This is a genomic window from Pedobacter sp. MR2016-24 (assembly GCF_026239655.1).
Taxonomy (GTDB): domain Bacteria; phylum Bacteroidota; class Bacteroidia; order Sphingobacteriales; family Sphingobacteriaceae; genus Pedobacter.
In genome coordinates this window covers 506,088-527,749 of the sequence record NZ_JAPIVO010000004.1, presented here as the reverse complement: position 1 = coordinate 527,749, position 21,662 = coordinate 506,088, and the positions used below count along the sequence as shown (strand labels likewise).

General features: G+C 42.1%; 20 protein-coding genes. 11 read left to right on the top strand and 9 right to left on the bottom strand.

Annotation, left to right across the window (positions count from 1 at the left end; genetic code table 11):
• Position 1: 1 nt before the first annotated feature.
• From OQX62_RS13295 to OQX62_RS13285, 3 genes are read right to left on the bottom strand one after another with little or no spacing between them, the layout of a single operon-like run.
• Positions 2-949, bottom strand: a complete 948-nt coding sequence (locus tag OQX62_RS13295) for a PKD domain-containing protein (protein ID WP_265832022.1) — start codon at positions 947-949, stop codon at positions 2-4.
• 23 nt (positions 950-972) lie between these two features.
• A complete protein-coding gene (locus tag OQX62_RS13290) occupies positions 973-1,464 on the bottom strand; it encodes a type VI secretion system transmembrane protein TssO (protein ID WP_265832021.1) in 492 nt (163 codons plus the stop codon).
• Between the two features lie 2 nt (positions 1,465-1,466).
• Entirely contained in the window at positions 1,467-1,988 is a 522-nt protein-coding gene (locus OQX62_RS13285; RefSeq protein WP_265832020.1) for a hypothetical protein, read from the bottom strand.
• A gap of 147 nt (positions 1,989-2,135) precedes the next feature.
• Between OQX62_RS13285 and OQX62_RS13280 the strand changes: the two genes are divergently transcribed.
• Together OQX62_RS13280 and OQX62_RS13275 are read left to right on the top strand one after the other, a co-directional pair.
• Positions 2,136-2,570: a GPW/gp25 family protein gene (locus OQX62_RS13280; RefSeq protein ID WP_265832019.1), complete on the top strand. Its 435-nt coding sequence runs from the start codon at positions 2,136-2,138 to the stop codon at positions 2,568-2,570.
• Between the two features lie 177 nt (positions 2,571-2,747).
• Positions 2,748-4,595 carry a hypothetical protein gene (locus OQX62_RS13275; RefSeq protein ID WP_265832018.1) on the top strand — a complete coding sequence of 616 codons (1,848 nt, stop codon included), beginning with the start codon at positions 2,748-2,750 and terminating at the stop codon, positions 4,593-4,595.
• On the opposite strand, the gene OQX62_RS13270 is transcribed toward OQX62_RS13275, so the two are convergent.
• Positions 4,592-5,530, bottom strand: coding sequence for a type VI secretion system baseplate subunit TssG (locus tag OQX62_RS13270; RefSeq protein WP_265832017.1), 939 nt, complete (start codon positions 5,528-5,530; stop codon positions 4,592-4,594). The two genes, OQX62_RS13275 and OQX62_RS13270, sit on opposite strands and share 4 nt — an antisense overlap.
• A gap of 119 nt (positions 5,531-5,649) precedes the next feature.
• Between OQX62_RS13270 and OQX62_RS13265 the strand changes: the two genes are divergently transcribed.
• The 3 genes from OQX62_RS13265 (at position 5,650) to OQX62_RS13255 (ending at position 8,785) form a co-directional block, all read left to right on the top strand.
• Complete coding sequence (locus OQX62_RS13265) at positions 5,650-6,543, top strand: TssN family type VI secretion system protein (protein ID WP_265832016.1); 894 nt, start codon at positions 5,650-5,652, stop codon at positions 6,541-6,543.
• A 22-nt stretch (positions 6,544-6,565) separates the two neighbouring features.
• The gene (locus OQX62_RS13260; RefSeq protein ID WP_265832015.1) at positions 6,566-7,723 is read left to right on the top strand and encodes a hypothetical protein; all 1,158 of its coding nucleotides are present in this window, start codon (positions 6,566-6,568) and stop codon (positions 7,721-7,723) included.
• A gap of 300 nt (positions 7,724-8,023) precedes the next feature.
• A complete protein-coding gene (locus OQX62_RS13255; protein ID WP_265832014.1) occupies positions 8,024-8,785 on the top strand; it encodes a DNA-formamidopyrimidine glycosylase family protein in 762 nt (253 codons plus the stop codon).
• A 2-nt stretch (positions 8,786-8,787) separates the two neighbouring features.
• On the opposite strand, the gene OQX62_RS13250 is transcribed toward OQX62_RS13255, so the two are convergent.
• From OQX62_RS13250 to OQX62_RS13240, 3 genes are all read right to left on the bottom strand, one after another.
• Entirely contained in the window at positions 8,788-9,399 is a 612-nt protein-coding gene (locus OQX62_RS13250) for a YceI family protein (RefSeq protein ID WP_265832013.1), read from the bottom strand.
• A 76-nt stretch (positions 9,400-9,475) separates the two neighbouring features.
• A complete protein-coding gene (locus OQX62_RS13245; RefSeq protein WP_265832012.1) occupies positions 9,476-10,867 on the bottom strand; it encodes a hypothetical protein in 1,392 nt (463 codons plus the stop codon).
• Between the two features lie 36 nt (positions 10,868-10,903).
• Positions 10,904-11,485 (bottom strand): YceI family protein, encoded by a 582-nt coding sequence (locus OQX62_RS13240; RefSeq protein WP_265832011.1) that lies wholly within the window; start codon positions 11,483-11,485, stop codon positions 10,904-10,906.
• Between the two features lie 515 nt (positions 11,486-12,000).
• Between OQX62_RS13240 and OQX62_RS13235 the strand changes: the two genes are divergently transcribed.
• The 6 genes from OQX62_RS13235 (at position 12,001) to hutG (ending at position 18,736) form a co-directional block, all read left to right on the top strand.
• Positions 12,001-12,642 (top strand): 2OG-Fe(II) oxygenase, encoded by a 642-nt coding sequence (locus OQX62_RS13235; protein WP_265832010.1) that lies wholly within the window; start codon positions 12,001-12,003, stop codon positions 12,640-12,642.
• Between the two features lie 77 nt (positions 12,643-12,719).
• Positions 12,720-13,229, top strand: a complete 510-nt coding sequence (locus OQX62_RS13230) for a MarR family winged helix-turn-helix transcriptional regulator (RefSeq protein WP_265832009.1) — start codon at positions 12,720-12,722, stop codon at positions 13,227-13,229.
• Positions 13,222-14,784, top strand: coding sequence for a histidine ammonia-lyase (gene hutH / locus OQX62_RS13225; protein WP_265832008.1), 1,563 nt, complete (start codon positions 13,222-13,224; stop codon positions 14,782-14,784). The genes OQX62_RS13230 and hutH overlap by 8 nt, the downstream gene beginning before the upstream one ends.
• On the top strand, positions 14,762-16,435 hold the full coding sequence (gene hutU, locus OQX62_RS13220; protein ID WP_265832007.1) for a urocanate hydratase: 1,674 nt from the start codon (positions 14,762-14,764) through the stop codon (positions 16,433-16,435). Before hutH ends, hutU begins: the two co-directional genes overlap by 23 nt.
• 19 nt (positions 16,436-16,454) lie before the next feature.
• Complete coding sequence (gene hutI / locus OQX62_RS13215; protein WP_265832006.1) at positions 16,455-17,693, top strand: imidazolonepropionase; 1,239 nt, start codon at positions 16,455-16,457, stop codon at positions 17,691-17,693.
• Positions 17,690-18,736: a formimidoylglutamase gene (gene hutG, locus OQX62_RS13210; RefSeq protein ID WP_265832005.1), complete on the top strand. Its 1,047-nt coding sequence runs from the start codon at positions 17,690-17,692 to the stop codon at positions 18,734-18,736. Before hutI ends, hutG begins: the two co-directional genes overlap by 4 nt.
• A gap of 7 nt (positions 18,737-18,743) precedes the next feature.
• On the opposite strand, the gene OQX62_RS13205 is transcribed toward hutG, so the two are convergent.
• Together OQX62_RS13205 and OQX62_RS13200 are read right to left on the bottom strand one after the other, a co-directional pair.
• Positions 18,744-20,495 carry an ATP-binding protein gene (locus OQX62_RS13205; RefSeq protein ID WP_265832004.1) on the bottom strand — a complete coding sequence of 584 codons (1,752 nt, stop codon included), beginning with the start codon at positions 20,493-20,495 and terminating at the stop codon, positions 18,744-18,746.
• 27 nt (positions 20,496-20,522) lie between these two features.
• Positions 20,523-21,653: a sensor protein KdpD gene (locus tag OQX62_RS13200; RefSeq protein WP_265832003.1), complete on the bottom strand. Its 1,131-nt coding sequence runs from the start codon at positions 21,651-21,653 to the stop codon at positions 20,523-20,525.
• Positions 21,654-21,662: the final 9 nt, after the last annotated feature.

Sequence of the window (21,662 nt, the reverse complement as noted above, 5' to 3'; positions counted from 1 at the left end):
GTTAGTTTTTTACGGTCTTGGCTGAATGTTGTTTGATGTTTACCAGTGTTGCACAGGTTGAATTAGGACTGATGGTCAGTTGCGCTTCGTCCACCATGATTTCACCCCCGAAGGTGAGTCCCATTGCATACGAATAGAAGTCGCTCGCTTTTTTCACACCATCCTGATCTACGTTTACAGTCACCTTTTCATTGTTACACATGTATTTACGGATCAGGTAATAATAATTGGAATTAAAGTCGGCACCATTTGCAATGGCTTGTAAACGTGCCCTGATATCATCAATCACTTTACGCTCACCTTCACCCGGAACAACGATGTCTGTTTCAAACTCTGAATCCGGATCCGTGATAAAGATGGTATGGTAAATTGGCCTGCGGCTACGGTCTGTGGTCAGCTTGACCATATATTTTCCCGCTGTATGAAAAGTGTAAAGCGCAGTACGGCCTTTTACGTCTACCCTGTTGGTTTCACCAAACGACCACTCAAAAGAGTTGGCCTTACCTTCCGCTTCTACCCTTACCTGCTCGTTTACAATACCAGAGGTAGGTCCGCTGATCGTAACCATGGTATCTACTGCATTGGTCACCGTATCTCTCACCGTCACAGGGAATTGTTCTCTCAATTCTCCGTCTACCGTTAACCTGATGATATAAGAACCTGATTTCAGGTAATGATAACTTCCATTTTGGGTAGTTGCCTTTGCTCCGTTACCAAATTCCCACAGCCATTTTTTTGCATTTCTGGTGTTATCGGTAAATACGAGGTCCTCATTTAAAAACATTTCATCTTTCAGGATGCGTGCGTCTACACTCCTCTTTTCAAACAATGAGCTTTTAAAAATAAAAATAACCCCTGCAAGTAATAAAATTGCAATAAAGATGTACAGGAAAATATACCCCTGCGAATTACTGCTTACTGATTTTCCATTTGTAGTCGTGTCGGCCATATGCTTGTATTGGTTTTAAAATATTATCTGTTTTGAGTGCCTATTGTTTGTTTTAACTGTCTGTTTGATAACTTACAATCTTCTAAAGACTTACTCAATTGTTCTATATCCGTATTATTTCCTTTTAGCTCCCTTCTGTCGTAAAACAGATCGCTATACAGTTGTGAGACCTGCAAAAACGACTTATAACGAGCATCGGATGCCTTTCTTTGATAAATCGATTTAATTGATGCCAACGAATTTTTAATATCATTCTCCAGAAAAACAGCCTGAACACCCGGATCGAAATTCATGATCTGTTTATAGGTAGTGTCTACGATATCACGCTGATCTTTCACATCGTTTTCAAATTCAGCATTTTTAGAAAGCTGCTCTGCCAGATCCTGTTTGGACACCAGTCGGCCCTCCCCAAAATCGTGGAACAGTCCATAACTCAACAGCGTGATGGTAAACAGGAATATCCCGATGAAAAATAAAAATTGCTCTCTCCGTTCCTTTATACTTAATTTGATCATAACTATCGTCCGAATTTTCCGCCCCTTAATTTGATTGCTACTGCTTTGTTGGATTTAATACAGGATTCCAGCTGAGATTTTACATTCTCAATTTGAAATCTTGTAGTCGACAATGAATCCTGGATGCCTGCCATCTGGGCTACATCCTCTGTCATTTTTTTATATAGCAGGAAGCTGCCGTCTTTCGAGTCCTGCTTTTTGATAATCTCCTGAATTTTGTAATTTGTATTTTGAATATCTTCCAGGAGGATTGCCTGGTTATTCATTTCTTCAGAATTGAAGTAGGTATATTTAGAAAGTTGTTTGAACCTGTAAAGGATCATATCAAATTTGGTATTGATATCTTTCCTTCTGGACAGCAGCTGATCTGTTTGTTTGACTTCGTTTTCTAAAATCTGATATTCATATTTGGAAGCGGCGAAAAAGAGATAGACACACAACAGCGAAAAGGCTATCAATACAATAAAATTGGCAATAAAAAGCCGGTATGACCTGCTGAGTTCCTGAGCGTTTATAGGTTTCATTATATCGGATTAGAATGAGATATGTTAAATCTTAATTAAATAAACATTAATTTAAAAAACAAAGCATCAATATGTCCGCCCTTCAAAGTTTTGGACGTAATATTGATTAACCATTTACCAATTACTGTTCCATTTACGTGTGAAATTATGTCAGATTACTTATACAACAAGCCATTTCGATTAAAAAACATTCTGGAAAACAAGGATCTGTTCGAAGCAGAACTTGGAAAGTCTATTTCACAAAATTTGCAGCTAATAATTTTCACAAGATTTGGTGAACACAGGCATAACAGGAACTTTGGATGCGAAATATGGGACCTGGATTTTGAATTAATCGTCAGCGAAACCATTTGGGAAGAAAGATTCAGGCAATCATTGCTCAGATCTATAACGGATTACGAGCTTCGGATCTATCAGGTGGAAGTGGAGATAAAAATGAGTGAAGTAGAACAAACCTTTTCCGTAAGAAATGTCACTGAAATTAAGAAAAAAGTGGACATCACTATACGTGGAAAAATAAATGCAACAGGGGAAAAATATTTTTTCAATACAGGTCTCTTTTTGAGTCCACTTTCCAGTTAAACCAAAACTGTTCTATTTTAAGGAAACGATGAACTAAATTAAAGACAGTGACCTGACAAGCGGAACATTATATGTTCTGTGAAAATAAATATTATCATTTAATAAAGGCTAAAACGTAAAATAAATCAACAAACCAAGGTCAGGCTTCACCCTCAGCTGACATACTAATATAAAAATATGAAGAACATATTCTACTCATCAAAAGACGAAATCAGAAACAGAATTTTAAAGAATGCGCGGGACTATTGGGGGATCAAGAATACAAACGACTTCGACCCCCTGGTTAAACTCATTATCGAGGCACTGAGTACTGAACTCTTCAACGTTTCTAATGAAGTTAAAAATTTGGAGAACAGAATTTTAGACCGTATATCGCGTATCCTGGCATCCGACACTTTAACCTCCGCTCTTCCTGCACATGCCATCCTGCACGCACGTCCTTTTGAAGGAGAGGAAAGGGTTGAAACAACTACTCAGTTCTTCTACAGAAAACGATTAAAAGACAAAAACGAGGCAAACGGAGAAAACACCACAGATATATTTTTCAGCCCTTTAAAGCCCGTCAGGGTTTTCAATGCAGAAATAGCTTATATCGCAACCGGCAGCAATATCTTTCAGGTTGATGGTCAGCACAATAAATCTTTACTCTTGCATTCCCTGCCCGGCAGCTCCCTGGAGAACAATACGGTTTACCTGGGCATAGAAAGTCCTCAGTCTTTGAAATCCATCAATGGACTGAGCTTTTATTTCGACTGGCGCAATTATGTGGTGGAAGACAATGTATATGACCTGTTGACGCTTTCTAAATGGTTCCTGAACAATAAACCCGTTCATACGACATTAAACAAATTTAATCTGGAGCCTGAAAAGAACTTTCAATCTCCTTTCGAGAAACAGGACATCCTCAACCTGCTTACGGATGATATCAATGCCTTTTATTCCAACCGGTTCCTGACTATTGAAGAAGATAATCTGTTGCTTCCTCAAACGCAGTTATATCCACCGGAATTTGATCAGGTCTTTCAGCCGGGAAGTCTGGCCAACTTTAAGAAGGAAATACTGTGGTTTAAAGTTATTTTGCCCGCAGCTATCAACGAGGTCATGCTGGATGAGATACATATCTCCATCAATGCATTCCCTGTCGTAAACAAAAGGATTCATGATTTCAAACACCGTTTGAAAATGATGACGAATATTATTCCCGTGAAACTGCCGGATCATCACCAGTTTCTGGCCGTACACTCGTTGACAGATAAGTTAGGAAATGCCTATACGGAAATACCACACAGTCAGGATGATGATGCGAATGCAGGCTCATTCTCTATCCGCTACGGCGGAACAGAAAGATTTGATAACCGTAATGCAAAAGAGGTGGTCGACTATCTTTTTGAGTTGCTGAGAGATGAAAAAGCCGCATTCTCTTCCTATGGATCTGATTTCCTGAACAGCTCCCTGAAAGAACTGGAACAAAATATTTCTGTTATTGAGCAGAAAACGAAAGCCCAGCTGATCACCATCAAAGAGCTGATCAATTATATCATTGTAAAGCCTTTAAACAATGCTGATATCATGTTTTTAGATTACTGGACCACGAATGCAGAGATGGGCAACCAGATCAGACCGGGAAGTCACTTACAGTCGTTCGAAAGCAATAAGATGATTCCTGAAAGTATCTTCTTGCTTAGTAATTCTCAGGGCGGCCGATCCAGGCTAAATGCGGGCGACAGGGTCCAGGCTTACAAATATGGCCTTACTACAGGAAACAGACTGGTTACACAGGCTGATATTGTGAACTTCTGCTTCTATGAACTGGGCAGCAAGATAAAGGCAGTAAATATCCGTAAGGGCTTAATGGCTGCACAAAACCCTAAGGAGGGATTTATAAAAACGACAGATATCCTGATTACCCCTGCACAACACAATGAGCTGAACAGCGAAGAATGGAAATCTATGCTGAGCCTCACCAAGTCCAAACTGGAGAACCGCAGCACCATGAATATTCATTACAGGCTCATACTCGCTTAGAGGTAAACCGTATATCCTAAAAAAGAATGACTATTGTCCTGTCCCAGTGCGCCTGAACGGTCACGCGCATTGGCGACCAGGTTGACCCTGATCTCTGTTTCTACCGGAATAAGATAGGATACCGCCAGATCAATAATCCTGGAATATGGTGTACCAGGCATAAAATTGACTAATTTGTTCGTATCTGCCGGCCCTACGTTGATATGTATCTCTTCCTCATCCGAGTCAAAACTGCTCCCGATAATTGAACTGATCCCCAATGTGCCGAATCCCAGTTTGAATTGCATATGCTCATCAATTGCCTTTGGCTTGGCAGTCAGTGATTTCAGCACAACATCTACACGCACCTTAAAAAGCAGGCTAAGTAATTGTCCCAAAAATTTTACATCGTTACGTTTTTGATGAATTACCGGCAAAAGATGCATCCAGATGATACTTTGTTCTTTATCAAATAATTCGAATTCTTTCCATTCTGCGCCAAAAATCATGGTCAGGTCATCATAGGTAGTTCTTTTATCCAGCCGGTTCTCATACAGCTGAAGCACTGTACGCATATGATTAACCTCAGCCTCAAAGGGCATAAAGAATTTTCTTGCTTCTTTTTCTTCAATGCGCCTTAACTGCACATCTTCAATCATTTCCTGCTCTGATAAACCTGAACTACCAGTGGGTGTCTCATGGAACAGGCCTTCCGGCAACATATCATAGAAGCCTTCCTGATTGGTTTCGATGATGATACAGTCCTTACGTTTACTGTCAGAGTAATAAAAAGAATGGTTCCCGATATCTTTAGCATAAGCCATCTGGCGGGGTCCGGCAGGAAGAACCATAATCTGGTCCGACTGATAATCGCCGTTCTCCATCATTTCCGCTGCTTTTGCCACAGCTTTAAAGTCTGTGTTCAGGTCATTCTTTAAATGTAGATTTTGCTTCATATATTAATTAACCGTATAATTAAACCATAGTACCTTAATAACTATACCAAGTTAATCCTAAAAAATTTAAGGTATTATATTTGTTAAGGCTTTAAACAAAAAACATCAAGTATAATTTAATGGACGTTCAATCATTTTTTATCCGCTATCTTCTATTTCCTTTAATTTTCATCATCTCTGCTGCATTACTCTCCATTGTAAATAAGAAGAATCAGTTTCTTAACAACAAAAGATTAATCGTCAGCATTCTGGTGTTAAGTATCACGCTTTCCATTCCCGGTTTACTCGGATTTTTAAGCTTTGATTTTATGCCATGGGGTTATATTATTTGCCAGATTTATTATGTTGCCCTTGGTTGCCTGTTCGTGTACCTTTTCTCAAAATATTATCCGAAAGAAATCCTTGAAAGGAAATTTTTCATTGTATTTGGGATCTTAATTAGTTTTTTGCTGAGTTTTTACCTGTTTCAACTCGCCTTCAACTGGCTTAGCGATATCCGGTTCGGGATATGGGCGGCTACAAGTATCTTTACGTTTATTCTTCCCTTATTATTCTGGTGGGCTTATGTTTCACTGATCAGTATTCCGACAGAAATTTACAAAATCTGGGCATACCCGCCAACACCCATTAATATTGATATGGACCACCTGGATTTCGATCGTATGCTGGTACTGGAACTGGAGCTCTATAAAAACACAAACGATGCAGAACCACTGAAAGTAAAGGCAAAGGCACCTGAAAATATGATTTTTGGCAACTGGTTTTATAAGTTCATTGAAGATTATAATCTTAAATTCCCTAAGAACCCTGTCCAGTTCAAAGCAGATGACAACGATTCTTACCGGTGGATCTTTTTCATTAAAACATCATTCTTTAAAAAGAACATTTTTATAGATCCCGACCTGGATATTATTCACAACAAGATCACGGAGAAAGATACTATATACGCGAAAAGAGTGTCTGAAAATGCAAACAAGCCTGATAAAATAGGTGACGAATCTATTTTTATATAAATAAAATTATACCTAAACGATTATGATATCACCATTAAAATACAAACCCGTAAACTGGGTGGATGGTATGAAGCTGTCCAGCGATCATTTTGTAGCCACAGATCAGTTTAACCAGGATTTTGTAAGAGACGCCAGCTCTATATTTATCAATAACTTCAATTACGGATTATTACCTCCTCTATCTGGTCAGCGTACTTCTCATGATATAGAAATTATTGAGAAAGCTACGAATCATATAGAAATTAAAGTCAGGCATTGTAACGCGATCACCGCAGAAGGTTGCAGAATAGACATTGTAAATTCTTCAAACGTTGATGACCAGCTGGTTTACAGTCAGTATTTCAGCGGTGAAAACGGAGAATCTTCTAAAAGTACACTATATAATATCCTGCTACTGGTGAACCCTTTTGAAAGAGTTCCTACAGGCAATCCTGACCCGGAAGATAATCCACCACGCTATCCGGATGTGAAAAAAGGGTACAGCATTTCAATTCTGCCCGCTTCAGAAATGGCACCTAAGGCAATAGATAATTATCACCTTACCATCGGACAGCTGGTGCTGGAAAATGGCAGGATCTCGATTAACAATAATTATATCCCGCCGAGCAGCAGTATCATTAGTCACCCCAACCTGCTCAGGTATTATGAATTATACAGCAAGCTGATTAACGATCTTCAACTGGCAGCTTTTAAAATTATCGACAAAACTTCAGGAAAAGAGGCAATCACCCCACTGGGTAAAAATATCCGTTTACTTTCCGAAAAGATGCTGGACTATATCGCACAGATCTTTTTTAATTACAGGAACCTCGGTTATCAGCAATCGCCGGTATACATTGCCGGCGTAGGCTCAAATCTGGCGCATGTGTTTTTTACCGGGATCAAGATGATTGAGCCAAAAGAACGCGAAGAAATGCTGAAGTATTTTTACGAATGGAGAGACGTAACACCGGGTAACTTTGAAGAGCTGCTCGCCAGGAATATTGAACTGGTATATGACCATCAGGACATCTTTGCGTCCATGTCCATGGTGGAGGAATTCCTTAAGGTCATGGTAGCGTTGTGGAATAAATTGAGCTTACTCGAATACATCGGTCAGCGTAAAGAAAATATCGTTGTTGCAGAACAACAGATGGTGCAGCAGGTGCAAACAAAACGTACCTGGACCTTACTGGATTAGTTCCATCCATCAATACATTCAAGTGGTATCATCACCGCTTGAATGTATTTTCACCTATTTAAATCTGTATCCTATCCCCAGTCTGAACGTATGTGCAGGTTTCTGATAGGTTCCCAATTCATTTTTCACTTTAAAAGGTCTTTGTACTTGGTACCCCGCTTCAAGATCGAACTGTTTGAGATAAAGCTTATCTCACCAGCAAATCTGAAACTAATTTTTGATAAACATATTTTAATTGCCTGTGAAAAACAAATCACCTCTATAAGGGTTTGATATGTGAAACAACAATGTATCATTGTTATGCCAGAAGGACCTATAATCGCTATTTTTAAGGAGCGGCTCAAAGCGCTGCACGTTGAGGGAAAAGCAATTACTAAAGTAACCGGCATCACCGAAATAGCCAGTCAAAAGTTACTGCATGCAAAGCTGATAGAGATAAAAAGCTGGGGGAAACATCTTTTGCTGTGTTTTGAGCAATTCACGATCAGGATACATCTCATGATGTCTGGCGCATATACGATTAATGGGTTACCAAATGGATCGGAGGACATCAGCCTTACATTCGACAGCCAGATAGTTAATATTTATTCAGCTTCATTAGTTTACATTACCCGGAATTTAGAAGAAATATATGATTGGTCGGCCGACATCATGTCGCCTTCCTGGAATCCTGAAGCGGCACTCCGGAAATTGATAAAAAAGCCTGCTACTTTTATTTGTGATGCAATATTAGATCAGTCCGTTTTTGCAGGCGCCGGCAATATTATTAAAAATGAAGCTTTGTTTCGCTCAAAAGTGCATCCTTTGAGTCGTATAGGTGCAGTTCCTAAACCCAAACTGAGAGAAATCATCGATGAAGTAAGGAATTACAGCTTCGACTTTTACAGGTGGAAGAAAGAACGAACCTTAATACAAAGATGGCTTGCCTATTCAAAAGAGACATGTCCGCGTTGCCATATTCCAATGGTAAAAATGGAGACAGGCAAAACAAAAAGACTAGACTATTTTTGTGTGAGTTGCCAGTGTTTATACAAGGTAGCACAGTCTGAGTTGGAATTTTAGCCTCAGGAAACAATCCTGAAATTTACCCGGAACTCTACATTCAGCAGATCATTTGCCCTCACCATACCAGCTAATCTTTTGGGCGGTTTTAAGTTGAAGTCTGAAAAGTTCACTGTCTGCTTTCCTACCAGATGGATCACCTGCTGTGCATCTGTGGTAATTCTATAATTTACTTTTACTTTTTTTACTACCCCGGCCAGCTCTATATTCACTATTCCGGTGATTAATTCTGCTTCAGCCTTTAAGTCCGGATATTTCTCCATAGACAAAAACCGGATGTACAGCTTAGGAAATTCTTTCGCTTTCAGTGTTTTACGCAAATCATTGGTCATCATCTGATTATTGCAATCAAAATTTAGTACCGGCAATGCAAGCTGACCTGACATTGATAATCCGGCAGTATTCCCACTCCGTAAACTGATCGTGTCTGGCTGCGTGTATTCAGGAATACTGCAGCTAAACTTATTTACGTTGGTCGTGCCGTTTACTTTTACACTGCAATCTTTTAATACTACCCATTTATGGGTAAATGCCGTTTCAAATGAGCTTGCAGCTAAACAGAGCAATATCGCGATCAGATAAATCAGGGGGCCGGATTTCAGTTGTATCTTCATATTCTTTTGATTCAAGCACAAATAAATAAGCCGGGATGGGTTAACATCCCGGCTCCACCACAAAACAAACCAAATCTTAAAAACCTATTACTGCCTCTATCACATAACCTTTAAATTCGCCACCTGCGCGGAAGTCAGCCACCGGAAAATCTTTATATTTCTGAATAACATACTCCCCTTTCAGCAGGATATTTTTAGTCATGAACCAGCCGGCTGCACCTGCTACCCGGTTTACTTTTACATCATCACTAAACACCACTGGTCCTGCTCCGGTACCTGTTGCATTATTTGCCAGGCGTGCAGACACTGTATTATATTTTGCCCCAATAAAAAAGTCTTCTGTTTTACCGAATCGGTATACCCCATCGATAGCGAACTGTTTCACATCACGTGTATCAGTTTCCCTGGCTGTTCTTCCTGAAGCAAACTCATAAGTTCCGAACAATTCGAATCCTTTCACTTTCAGGAATCCGTTCAGCATCACTGCATTGATCTTTTTACTGAAACCCGGATTGAAGCGGCCAGAGAAGGCTAATGGTGTACCAGCGCCAGTAGTGCTTTTGGGATTGGCAGAATTCTGTTCCATTACAAACTGGTAATTGGAACCTGAACGATCTCCACCAAATAAGGTATTATCACCACTGCTCTGGTTTCCATAATAAGAAGCACTTACCCTCAATCGTACATCCGGCAACAGTTGTTTATCGAATCCACCTTTTAAATATACAGATGGAGATTTATGGTAATCACCATCAGGATTCGCTGCGGCTGATAAAGAGTCCACATTTCCTTTGATCATACCATTGGTTACGCCCAGCAAGCCGAAGAAGCCATTTTTTCTCAGTAAAATTTGTCCGCCGATCTCTGTAGCATATTCATCAACGATGTTTCCTTCCATAAAAGGATTGTATATCGCCTGTCCGCCATCACTTCTTCTGAAGTGCTGATCACCATAATCAATCTCAAAATGCCCGATTTTGATGGTGGCAATTTTCATCAGGTCTTCCCATACCTGTCCTTTAAAAGGAAGTTTATCAAACTGAATGTATCCTCCTTTCACCCAGGTTTCATTGTGGTGTTTTGAAGACAGGTAAGAGGTAATATTTAACCGTATACCATCTGCCAGCTGTACATCCATATACAAATTTGCCTGTGCAGTCTGGAAACCAGGGGTAATGATCTTGAGCCTGTTTCCTGCTACTGCCGGACTAAAAGAACCGATATCATTATTCAGCGCATCAGGGTTTTTATGTTTAAGTCCCTGAAACTGCTGGGTAAATCCAGCGCCGAACTTTATTTTCATCCCGTCGAAAGTCGTAATGGTATCTTTCGGATCTTCGAATACGTTGATACCTGTTTTATCGTAAGCTCTTATATTGGCGACTTTAGGTTGTTGTGCCATCACTGTTGCAGGCAGTACTCCGGCCATCAGCATCAGCATACTGTATTTGGTAATTGTAGATTTCATGATATGAATTGTTTGATTACGTTTAAATATTTTTGTTTATTTTCTTAATACCAGATCAAAATTGACAGTGATATCATTACCCGTTTTGATAGTGCCCATCATAAAAGTTGGCGGATCCACTTTGTAAGCTTTCATACTGATTTTTTTGCTGCCGCTGATGCTGATACTTTTATCCGCATTCACCTTTGCTGTCGCCAGTAATTCTGTAGGTACTGCAGTACCGGCTACAGATAAACTACCCTGACATTTTACTTTTCCATCAGCAGTTACTGTTGCACTACTGAGTGTATAAGTGATTGCACTGAACTTACTTGCCTTTAGAGCTTTGTAAGCATTTTTATCCATTGCAGTTTTTTCACTTTTCAGACTTTCCACCGGGATGCTCAGGTGCATAGCCGTTAAATCAGTTAGCTGACCAGCTCCGTTAACAGTAAATGTTGCACTGCAATCTCCTTTAGCAGTCGCCATTGTCCAGTCGTGCAAAGTAGATGTGCCACTCACTAATATTTTCAGATTGTCTTTAGCGCTATATTTTACCTGGGCAATCGCTGCAATCGCGAACATTTGCGCAAGAAGGATTAAAACTGTTCCTTTTGAGATTTTAGAAGATAGTGACATGGGTTTGAGTTTAAGTGAAAATCAATTTTTCTTTGGTCAGCAGGCCATTGTATTACGCTCTGATAACGAGTGCAAATTAGACCTATAAAGAAAACTAATGCGTGATGGCCGTTGCCGCGTATGGTGATTGTGATTACTTAAAAAAGCAACGTAAATCATATTATGACTTTCCAGATGCTGAAAGCCGGGAAAATAATATATGAGCTCTGTCTTAGAAAAAGCTAATATGAAATCTATAGCTTTACTAAAAGTATATCAAGTTTGAGATGATAGTCACCTGAGTTTGTATTATCGGGTCGACAACAGGTCCTAAACAGGTCGACAACAGGTCATAAGCAGGTCGCCAGACCTGTTTATGACCTCTCATGGGCTGGCTAAATACTTATTTATATCTTGTGAATACAAACCTTGCTCACTATCAGTTCCAACTGTGCTATCTACTTACAACGTGCACAATTCTTTTTCTTTTGATATACAAGCAGATAATTCCCGCATTTGCCATTTAATAAACTACCTTGATCCCAATACCGGCAATCCTGCCGGTTATTGCTAATCAACCCTTATTGCAGAAGATCTTCAATACGCTGATCGATAGTTTTATAGACAATAAAGTAGGAATAGCAGAAAATTTTTTAAGTGAGCTTCTCTCCGCTCATCTCAAAGACAATTTGAATACCCTTTATACAGATAAATTACTCCTTTACGCAGGAACTGGAAACGATACCCTGGTGGTACACAATAAATCCGTCAGAAGTGATAAAATCTACTGGCTGGACCGGTCACATAACGACCCTTACGAAAATGAATTCTTCGATCTGATGGATGATTTTGTAAGCTATCTGAACAGCACTTGTTATACAGGGATTACAGGTTATGAGTTTCATTATGCCTTATATGAAGAAGGAAGTTTTTACAAAAAACATCTCGATCAGTTTAAAAATAATGAAAGCAGGAAGTACTCGATGATTACTTATTTAAACAGCGACTGGCAACAGGCCGATGGTGGAGAATTATGTATACATCAGGATGGCCTTGCTCAACACATCTCTCCCGAAAATGGCAAGAGCGTTTTCTTTAAAAGCAGTGAACTGGAACATGAAGTATTGCTGACCAACAAACCCAGAATGAGCATTACCGGCTGGTTTAAAGTATCTTAAGTCGCATTTTTCAATGCGCTCTGCTAAATATATAAGGAATTATATAAGAACTTATATAATTCCTTATATATTTAGCCATGAATTATTATCAGTCTTTAGGATACCTGGTTTTAGGCAGCAGATTAAAGCGCCTGAGTGAGCTTTTTCTTTCTGAAATCAACAAGTCATACCGTGCAGAAGGCATCGTCTTCGAAACCACCTGGTTCCCGGTGTTTTATTTACTATCAGAGAACAATTCCTTATCTATCCAGGAACTTTGTGAAAAGATAGAGGTTACCCATCCCGCTGCGAGCCAGCTTGTCACCAATCTCAAAAGTAAGGGTCTTGTCATTACTACCACCAGTCCGGAAGACGCGCGTAAACAATTAGTGCAGCTCAGCCCGGCCGGTAGAAAGCTCCTGAAAAAGATTCTTCCGGTTTGGGATGCCATTCGTGCTACCATGGAAGAAGTGGTGGGTGGCGGAGCGGAAAGTCAGGCGCTCCTTGATACCTTAACACACCTCGAAACAGCTTTTAAATCGGTGGATATCGTGAAAAGCATTACAGATAAAATACATTCAACAGAAAAATCTCCAGCAAATGTCTAATACATTCTTTTATGGTACAGACCACCTGACCAGTGGAATATGCCTGGCTATTGCAGCCGGCAAAATTAAAGGCGTGATTCCTCCGGAAGCCGCTGAAAACATCCAATCTTCCTGGGAAGAAGTGAAGAAAATAGTACTTAGTCAACAGCCGGTTTATGGCGTAAACACTGGCTTCGGACCCTTATGTGATACCCATATTTCAGAAAAAGACACCTCACTTTTGCAGATCAACATCCTCAAAAGTCACAGTGTAGGTGTAGGAAACCCTATTCCTCAGGAGATTGCAAAAATCATGATGATCACCAAAGTACAGGCTTTGGCGCAGGGTTATTCTGGTATCTCCCCTGTTACGCTCGACCGGATCATCTGGCATATCGACCATGATATTATTCCTGTGGTACCCGAAAAAGGTTCTGTAGGCGCATCCGGAGACCTCGCACCATTATCGCATTTGTTTCTTCCTTTGATTGGTCTGGGAGAAGTATTCCATAAAGGGGAACGCATCAAAAGCAGTCAGGTACTGGAAGAATATGGCCTTGCTCCTGTTAGCCTGGGACCAAAAGAAGGACTCGCATTGATCAATGGCACGCAGTTCATTCTTGCTTTTGCTGTAAAGGCAGTAGAACGTTTAAACAATGCATTGGACGCGGCCGATATAATCGGGGCCATGTCTTTGGAAGGCCTTACCGGCTCTACGCGACCATTCGACGAACGTCTGCACCAGCTAAGACCTTATAAAGGCACCAAACTGGTTGCCGCCCGCCTGTCCGCTTTACTGGAAGGCTCCGAAATAGGTCGTTCTCATATTGGCTGCAGCAGAGTGCAGGACCCCTATTCTATCCGCTGTATGCCGCAGGTACATGGTGCTTCAAGAAATGCTTGGCTGCATTTAAAAGAACTTACGGAGATTGAACTGAACTCTGTAACGGATAATCCTATCATTTTCAGTGCAGAAGATTCTATCAGCGGAGGTAACTTCCACGGTCAGCCACTTGCTATGGCTTTAGATTATGTCACTGTTGCAGCCGCAGAGTTAGGAAATATAGCCGACAGACGCTGTTACCTGATGAACGAAGGGAAATATGGCTTACCAAAATTACTGACTGCCGATGCAGGCCTAAACTCCGGATTAATGATTCCCCAATATACCACCGCAGCATTGGTGACGGAAAATAAAACCTTATGTTTCCCTGCAAGTGCCGATAGTGTTCCTACCTCCCTTGGCCAGGAAGACCATGTATCAATGGGTTCTATCAGTGGCAGGAAATTACACCAGGTGATAGACAATCTCGAATATATCCAGGCGATTGAACTTTTATATGCCTCACAGGCGATGGAATTCCGCCGGCCATTATTGTCGGCTCCCATCATAGAAGCCTGTCATCAGCTGGTCCGCAAACACGTTCCTGTGATTGAAGACGACCGGATTTTTGCAGATGATATCAATCAGCTGCACCAATTACTTACCAGCGGTATATTGTTAAAAACTGCAAATGAAAATGCTCAACTGAACCATATAAACTTAAAAAGCGATGACGAATTCAGAATTTATTAAGACCTACGCAAACCATCCGCATTATAAAGCACCAACAGGAAATGCACTCCATGCTAAAAGCTGGCAGACAGAAGCTGTATTAAGAATGCTGCTCAACAATCTCGATGGGGAAGTTGCGGAAAATCCTGAGGAACTGGTAGTATATGGCGGTATCGGCCAGGCTGCCCGCAATCCGGAATCACTTCGTAAAATCATTGAAATATTGCTTGAACTCGACGAAAATCACTCGCTTCTGGTGCAATCAGGTAAGCCGGTAGGCATTACAAGGAGTCACCCTCAGGCACCGCGCGTATTGATTGCCAACAGTAATTTGGTACCTGCATGGGCAAACTGGGAGCATTTCAACGAACTGAGAAGCAAGGGACTGATGATGTACGGGCAGATGACTGCAGGAAGCTGGATTTATATCGGTACACAGGGTATTTTACAAGGCACTTATGAAACGTTTGTAGAATGTGGTCGCCAGCATTTTGTTCATGACCTGACAGGAAAGCTGATTGTGAGCGCCGGTATAGGTGGCATGGGCGGTGCACAGCCTTTGGCAGCGACGATGGCTGGTGCTATATTTTTAGGTGCCGATGTAGATGCTTCAAGAATACAAAAACGTGTAGACACGCAATATATAGACCGGATGACACACTCTTACGAGGAGGCCATTCAGTGGGTAAATGAGGCGAAGTCGGCCGGCACCGCTATTTCCATCGGTTTAGTCAGCGATGCAGGCGATCTCCTGGAAAAGTTAATCGCTGATAAGCTCATCCCCGAAATCCTGACCGATCAGACTTCTGCACACGATCCGCTGAACGGCTACATCCCGAACGGATTATCTCTCGCTGCTGCGGCAGAATTGAGAAAAAAAGATCCTGAGGCCTATAAAAAAGCCTCATTACTCAGTATGGCCAGACATGTAGGATTTATGCTGCAATTGCAGGAAGCTGGCGCTGTTACCTTTGATTATGGCAATAACCTCCGGGAATTTGCCAAACAAGGCGGAGAGCAGAATGCTTTTAATTTCCCGGGCTTTACCCCTGCCTATATCCGTCCTTTATTCTGTGAAGGCAAAGGCCCCTTCCGTTGGGTAGCCCTGTCGGGTGATCCTGAAGATATATATGTAACTGACCGTGCCCTGATGGAAGCTTTTCCGGAAAACACCCACCTGATCAACTGGCTGGAAAAGGCACAGCAGAAAGTTAGCTTCCAGGGTTTACCTGCAAGAATCTGTTGGCTTGGGATGGGCGAGCGTGAAAAAGCCGGACTGCTCTTCAATGAACTTGTGGCCAGCGGAAAAGTTAAAGGCCCTATCGTGATTGGTCGCGATCACCTCGATTGTGGTTCTGTTGCTTCGCCAAACAGGGAAACAGAGTCTATGCTGGATGGTTCTGATGCAGTGTCTGACTGGCCTTTGTTAAATCTGATGGCTAATACTTCAGGAGGTGCTACCTGGGTATCTTTTCACCACGGCGGTGGTGTAGGAATGGGTTATTCACAGCATGCAGGAATGGTTGTGGTGGCCGACGGTACGGAAAGAGCCGCAACATGTATCAGCCGAGTTTTGTACAATGACCCGGCCATGGGGATTTTCCGTCATGCCGATGCAGGATATGATAAAGCACAGGAATGCGCAGAAAAATTCGATCTTAAAATCTGGTAATACCTTTTAAACATATCAAATGAAGAAACTAACCGGACCATTTAGTCAGCTGCTCAGCCTGGCAGATATGCCACTGAAAGGCGCAATTAAAGATGATCAGTTAAAAGTGATTACCGATGGTGGTATATTGACTGCGGACGGAATAATCATCGCAACGGGTCATTTTGAAACTTTGCGTTCACAACATCCGGATGCAGTAGTAGAAGAAATTAAAGAAGACTATGTATTACTTCCGGGATTTGTCGACTGCCACACCCATATCTGCTTCGCCGGCAGCAGGGCGAAGGATTATAATTTAAGAATCCAGGGAAAATCCTATATGGAAATCGCTAAAGCAGGTGGTGGTATCTGGGATTCCGTAACGCAAACCCGCGCAGCAGATGAACCAGCATTGGTCGCTTCTCTGGTAAAACGTGCCGAAAGGCATCTATCTGAAGGAGTTACCACAATAGAGGTGAAAAGCGGTTACGGACTCAGTGTAACCGAAGAACTGAAACAATTGCGTGCGATTAAACAGGCTGATGGATTGACAAAAGCAGATTTGATTTCGACCTGTCTGGCTGCACATCTGCTGCCCCGTGATTTTAATGGCGATACAGAAGCGTACCTCAATTATATCCTGCAGGAACTACTTCCTATAGTTAAAAAGGAAGGTTTGAGTAACAGGGCAGATATCTTTATCGAAGAGAACGCATTTGGCACCGCAGCAGCGCTGAAATATTTAACAGCCGCCAAAGCAATGGGTTTTGAGCTTACCGTACATGCCGATCAGTTTAGCACCGGTGGTTTAGGTGTAGCCATCGCTATGGGCGCAGTTTCCGCAGACCATCTCGAGGCTTCAGGAGATCGTGAGATTGAACTGATCAAGGATACAGACACGATAGCGGTGGTATTACCTGGTGCATCTTTAGGATTGGGAATGCCTTATGCTCCGGCAAGAAAGTTACTCGATGCAGGTGCTTGCCTGGCTATTGCGAGCGATTGGAACCCGGGTTCTGCACCGATGGGTGATTTGCTTCTACAGGCTGCCCTAATGAGTGCTGCGGAAAAACTCGGAACAGCAGAAGTATTTGCAGGGTTAACTTACCGTGCCACATATGCCTTAAGCCTTAGTGATCGTGGTCAGCTTAAAGCCGGAATGCTGGCCGATATGCAAGCCTACCCCTGCAGTGATTACCGTGAAATCCTGTATCATCAGGGCAAACTCAAACCAGCTAAGGTCTGGAAAAGTGGAACCCTTATACCTCCCATAACATGAAAATAAACCCGGCTTTTTACAGGAAAACTGACCAGGCTGTCTGGACAGGCAGAAATGACGGCACAGATCCTGCGGTACAGCGATGGCATCAGCGCATTGTTGCTATAGATCTTTCTCAAGAAGAACTTACTAAACTCCGCGGCGACCAGAAAGGAATAGCCTTAATCGGATTTTCCTGCGATGAGGGCGTAAGACGAAATGGTGGCCGTACAGGTGCAAAGGAAGGCCCTGTAAATTTTCGAAAAACCTGCGGTAGTCTGCCTGTACATTTTGAGCAGGATACCCGCTTTACAGATCTGGGAGACATTATTTGCGCAGGTAATGAGATGGAACAGGCACAGGATGAACTGGCAATGCTCATTGAAACAGCTTTAAAAAACGGTTATCAGCCCTTTGTGATTGGAGGAGGCCATGAAGTAGCTTATGGTCACTATAAAGGTATTCATGCGTTTCTGAAAAACTCAGCTAAAGATGATCACATGGCAGATCAGGATCATCCCAGTAACAGAAACCTTCCCGATTCTATTGGAATCATCAATTTTGATGCACATTTCGATTTACGCGAGCGTAACGAAAACGGGTATAATTCCGGCACAGGCTTTCTGCAGATCGCTAACGATTGTGCGACCGCCAACCAGGAATTCCGCTATCTGCCTATCGGCATTCAGCAGAACAGCAATACCAAACACCTGTTTGACAGCGCCGAAGCCCTCAACGTAAATTATATCAGTGCCGAGGAATTTCTGCCAGCGGCACAATCGGCATTAACAGAAAAAATCCTGAACTTTATTGAAGAATCATCCGTCATTTACCTCACCATATGCATGGATGTATTTTCTTCTTCCGTGGCTCCCGGTGTAAGTGCCGCAGCCTATAACGGCATTTTTCCCGATCCTTTTTTCTTTACTTGCCTGCAAACCATAGTAGCCAGCGGAAAAGTCATCAGTGCTGATATTGCTGAGTATAACCCGACATACGACAGCGAACAGCGCACCGCTAAATTAGCTGCCGCCCTGGCTTTTAAAATGATTAACCGGGTATAACCGAAATTTAACCCACAATGGGGAGTGAGAAACAAAATCTGCTCCCTTCACCCATCTCACTTTCTACCCAGATCCGGCCATTTTCGGCCTCGATAAAATCCTTCGAAATGGCCAGTCCCAAACCGGAGCCCGACTTATTATTTCCATCGGTTGGTACCTGAAAATACCGGTCGAACAGTCTCTTCTGATACTGTTCATCTATCCCCTTTCCAAAATCTCTGACAGAGAACTCTATATTCTTCCCTTTTTCTTCCAGCTGAATCACCACCTTTGATTTCTCTCCGCTATAGCGCAGGGCGTTGGACAAAAAGTTGATCAGCACCCAGGCTGTTTTTTCAACATCCGCACTCACAAAAGGCAGTCCGGCTTGAGTCGCCAGCTCCAGCTGAATTGATTTCTGCTCTGCCTGAAAACGCACTGCATTCAACGCATAAGTAACGATCTCTGACGGGTCAGCCTTCACAAAATTAAGCTGCAGGTTGCCCGTTTCCACCTGTGCCAGGTCCAGCAATTCACTCGTAATCTTCAATAAGCGGCTACAATCATCTTTTACATGCTCCAGCAATTGTTTCTGCTCCGTATTCATCTCACCCACCCTTTTATCATCCAGCAGTTTGATGCTCATTTTAATAGAAGATATAGGTGTTTTCAGCTCATGTGATACTGTAGCAATGAAATTGGTTTTAGCTTCATCCAGTTCCTTGAACTGAGTGATGTTCTTTAAAATAAACACCATTCCTGCAGTGCGGCTACTCTGACGGATCACATCGCTTTCCTGTTGTTCATACTCAGGAACGATGATCTCCCGTTTTTCCAGTTGAAAATAAGATTCCTTATCATCAGCATAAATCTTGATCGGCTGACTTCCCTGTTCGTTCGTCATGATCCTGCTCAGCAGGTCATTTTTCTTCATCAGGTCTTTCACATTCAGTCCGATGACCTGACCTTCATTCAGGTTAAGCACCAACGCCGCTACTTTATTGATAAACAGGATTTCCTGCTTTTCGTTCAATCCGATAATTGCATCCTGCATCTGCTCAATGATGGCTTCAATCCTCAACTTTTCTGATTGCAGCTTGGCCAGATTACTATTTTCCCATTTGTTCAGCTGTGCGACCATCTCATTAAAAGAGCTTGCCAGTTCAGCAAATTCATCGGTGCCATTAAACACCAGTCGCTGTTTATAATTTTTACGCCCTATTTCCCGAATTGCCTCAGAGAACTCCCGCAGTGGATTGGCTACAAAGCCCGGAAAATTAACAATAAACGAGAACAGCACCAGAAAACAAAAAGACGCAGCAGTTACTAAATACAAACTCGCCTTCTCTACCGCGGCCTGTGCTTTCTCGTTTTTTCTCACAATGGCCGCCATATTGAGTCCGTCGATATCCGTTAACTGCGCCCTGATCCGGGCGACAGCCTGCTTCTGGTCTTCCCGGGAAGTGCCAGCGCTCAAAACAGCAAAACTATCAGCAATCTGCTGAACCGCTTCGGCTTCCCCTTTTTCGGTTACGTTCCGTTTTTCTTTATCCAGGTTATCCTTAAAACTGTTTATAGCTGCAGTATTTAAAGGCAGCTCCTGTTCATCCAGGATCGCGCGCATTGCCCTGGTATAACTCAAAGTCTCATAATTGTCTTTCAGAATCACCTTTGCACTGACAGAAATCCTGTTCATATAATACAGCGAAATGGCACCGAAAAACAAGACCACCACGAAAAGGAATCCGAATCCGAGGCGCAGTTTAGTTTTTATCTTCATTTATTCTATTGTCTAAATCATTTATAGCTAAGAAAGTATCACCAGGTCGGTATCCGTTTCCGAAATATTCTTCAGCAGTTCATTAAAAACGGCTGTCCTCATAATCACCTGAAACAAACTGAGGTGAGGTTTACCAATACAAATGGTAGTTACCTCTTTCTCCTTTGCCACATTCATAATCGTTTTTGTAACCTCATCACTTTTAACCTTGATCACTTCAGCACCGAGCTCCGTAGCCAGCTTAAAATTATTGATCAGATGACGCTGTAAATCTAGCTTAATCCTGTCACTACTTTCACTCGTATTTTGAACATATAAGAGTATCCATGGAGAACGGTAATAAGAAGCTAATCGCGCTGTCTTCCTGATCACTACCTTTGCCGTTACATTATTTGTAGAAATACAAGCCATGAAACGTTCCGGCCGCAGTTTAATCTGTTTCGGTATCTCTATGCTGATTTTTCTTTCCACATGGTGCGCAACCTCTTTCAAGGCAAGCTCCCGCAGCTGCAAAATGCGCTCAGGCTGAAAAAAGTTATTAAGCGCCCGTTCAATCTTGGTTTGGTCGTAGATCTTACCAGACCGCAGCCGATCAATCAGTTCATCAGCAGTTAAATCGATATTTACGATCTCATCCGCCAGTTCCAGTACTTTATCCGGTATGCGTTCCGTAATCGGAATAGCCGTGATTTTCTCGATCTCCTCATTCATACTTTCGAGATGCTGGATATTCACTGCAGAAATCACACTGATTCCCGCATCAAGAATATCCAATACATCCTGCCAGCGTTTACTGTTTTTACTCCCCTCGATATTCGAATGTGCAAGCTCATCCACAATCACGACTTCCGGGTGCCTGTTCAGAATAGAGGCGACATCCATCTCCTCCATTTCCTTTCCCTTGTAAAACAGCTTGCGTCGCGGAATAAGCGGTATGCCCGATAAAAGTGCATGCGTTTCTTCCCGGTTATGTGTTTCTATATAACCAATCTGAATATCGATTCCATTTTTAAGCAAGGCATGTGCTTCCTGCAACATCCTGTAAGTCTTGCCCACCCCGGCACTCATGCCGATATAAACCTTAAACTTGCCCCTTCTCGACTTTTTAACCAGGTCAAGAAACTGACGTACAGAATGATCTTTATTTTCTTCTTCCATTACTGCGCT

Bases quoted from the DNA above. Each gene is read 5' to 3' on its own strand.
- OQX62_RS13295 (WP_265832022.1), bottom strand. From the start codon at position 949: ATGGCCGACACGACTACAAATGGAAAATCAGTAAGCAGTAATTCGCAG.
- OQX62_RS13290 (WP_265832021.1), bottom strand. From the start codon at position 1,464: ATGATCAAATTAAGTATAAAGGAACGGAGAGAGCAATTTTTATTTTTC.
- OQX62_RS13285 (WP_265832020.1), bottom strand. From the start codon at position 1,988: ATGAAACCTATAAACGCTCAGGAACTCAGCAGGTCATACCGGCTTTTT.
- OQX62_RS13280 (WP_265832019.1), top strand. From the start codon at position 2,136: ATGTCAGATTACTTATACAACAAGCCATTTCGATTAAAAAACATTCTG.
- OQX62_RS13275 (WP_265832018.1), top strand. From the start codon at position 2,748: ATGAAGAACATATTCTACTCATCAAAAGACGAAATCAGAAACAGAATT.
- OQX62_RS13270 (WP_265832017.1), bottom strand. From the start codon at position 5,530: ATGAAGCAAAATCTACATTTAAAGAATGACCTGAACACAGACTTTAAA.
- OQX62_RS13265 (WP_265832016.1), top strand. From the start codon at position 5,650: ATGGACGTTCAATCATTTTTTATCCGCTATCTTCTATTTCCTTTAATT.
- OQX62_RS13260 (WP_265832015.1), top strand. From the start codon at position 6,566: ATGATATCACCATTAAAATACAAACCCGTAAACTGGGTGGATGGTATG.
- OQX62_RS13255 (WP_265832014.1), top strand. From the start codon at position 8,024: ATGCCAGAAGGACCTATAATCGCTATTTTTAAGGAGCGGCTCAAAGCG.
- OQX62_RS13250 (WP_265832013.1), bottom strand. From the start codon at position 9,399: ATGAAGATACAACTGAAATCCGGCCCCCTGATTTATCTGATCGCGATA.
- OQX62_RS13245 (WP_265832012.1), bottom strand. From the start codon at position 10,867: ATGAAATCTACAATTACCAAATACAGTATGCTGATGCTGATGGCCGGA.
- OQX62_RS13240 (WP_265832011.1), bottom strand. From the start codon at position 11,485: ATGTCACTATCTTCTAAAATCTCAAAAGGAACAGTTTTAATCCTTCTT.
- OQX62_RS13230 (WP_265832009.1), top strand. From the start codon at position 12,720: ATGAATTATTATCAGTCTTTAGGATACCTGGTTTTAGGCAGCAGATTA.
- hutH (WP_265832008.1), top strand. From the start codon at position 13,222: ATGTCTAATACATTCTTTTATGGTACAGACCACCTGACCAGTGGAATA.
- hutU (WP_265832007.1), top strand. From the start codon at position 14,762: ATGACGAATTCAGAATTTATTAAGACCTACGCAAACCATCCGCATTAT.
- hutI (WP_265832006.1), top strand. From the start codon at position 16,455: ATGAAGAAACTAACCGGACCATTTAGTCAGCTGCTCAGCCTGGCAGAT.
- hutG (WP_265832005.1), top strand. From the start codon at position 17,690: ATGAAAATAAACCCGGCTTTTTACAGGAAAACTGACCAGGCTGTCTGG.
- OQX62_RS13205 (WP_265832004.1), bottom strand. From the start codon at position 20,495: ATGAAGATAAAAACTAAACTGCGCCTCGGATTCGGATTCCTTTTCGTG.
- OQX62_RS13200 (WP_265832003.1), bottom strand. From the start codon at position 21,653: ATGGAAGAAGAAAATAAAGATCATTCTGTACGTCAGTTTCTTGACCTG.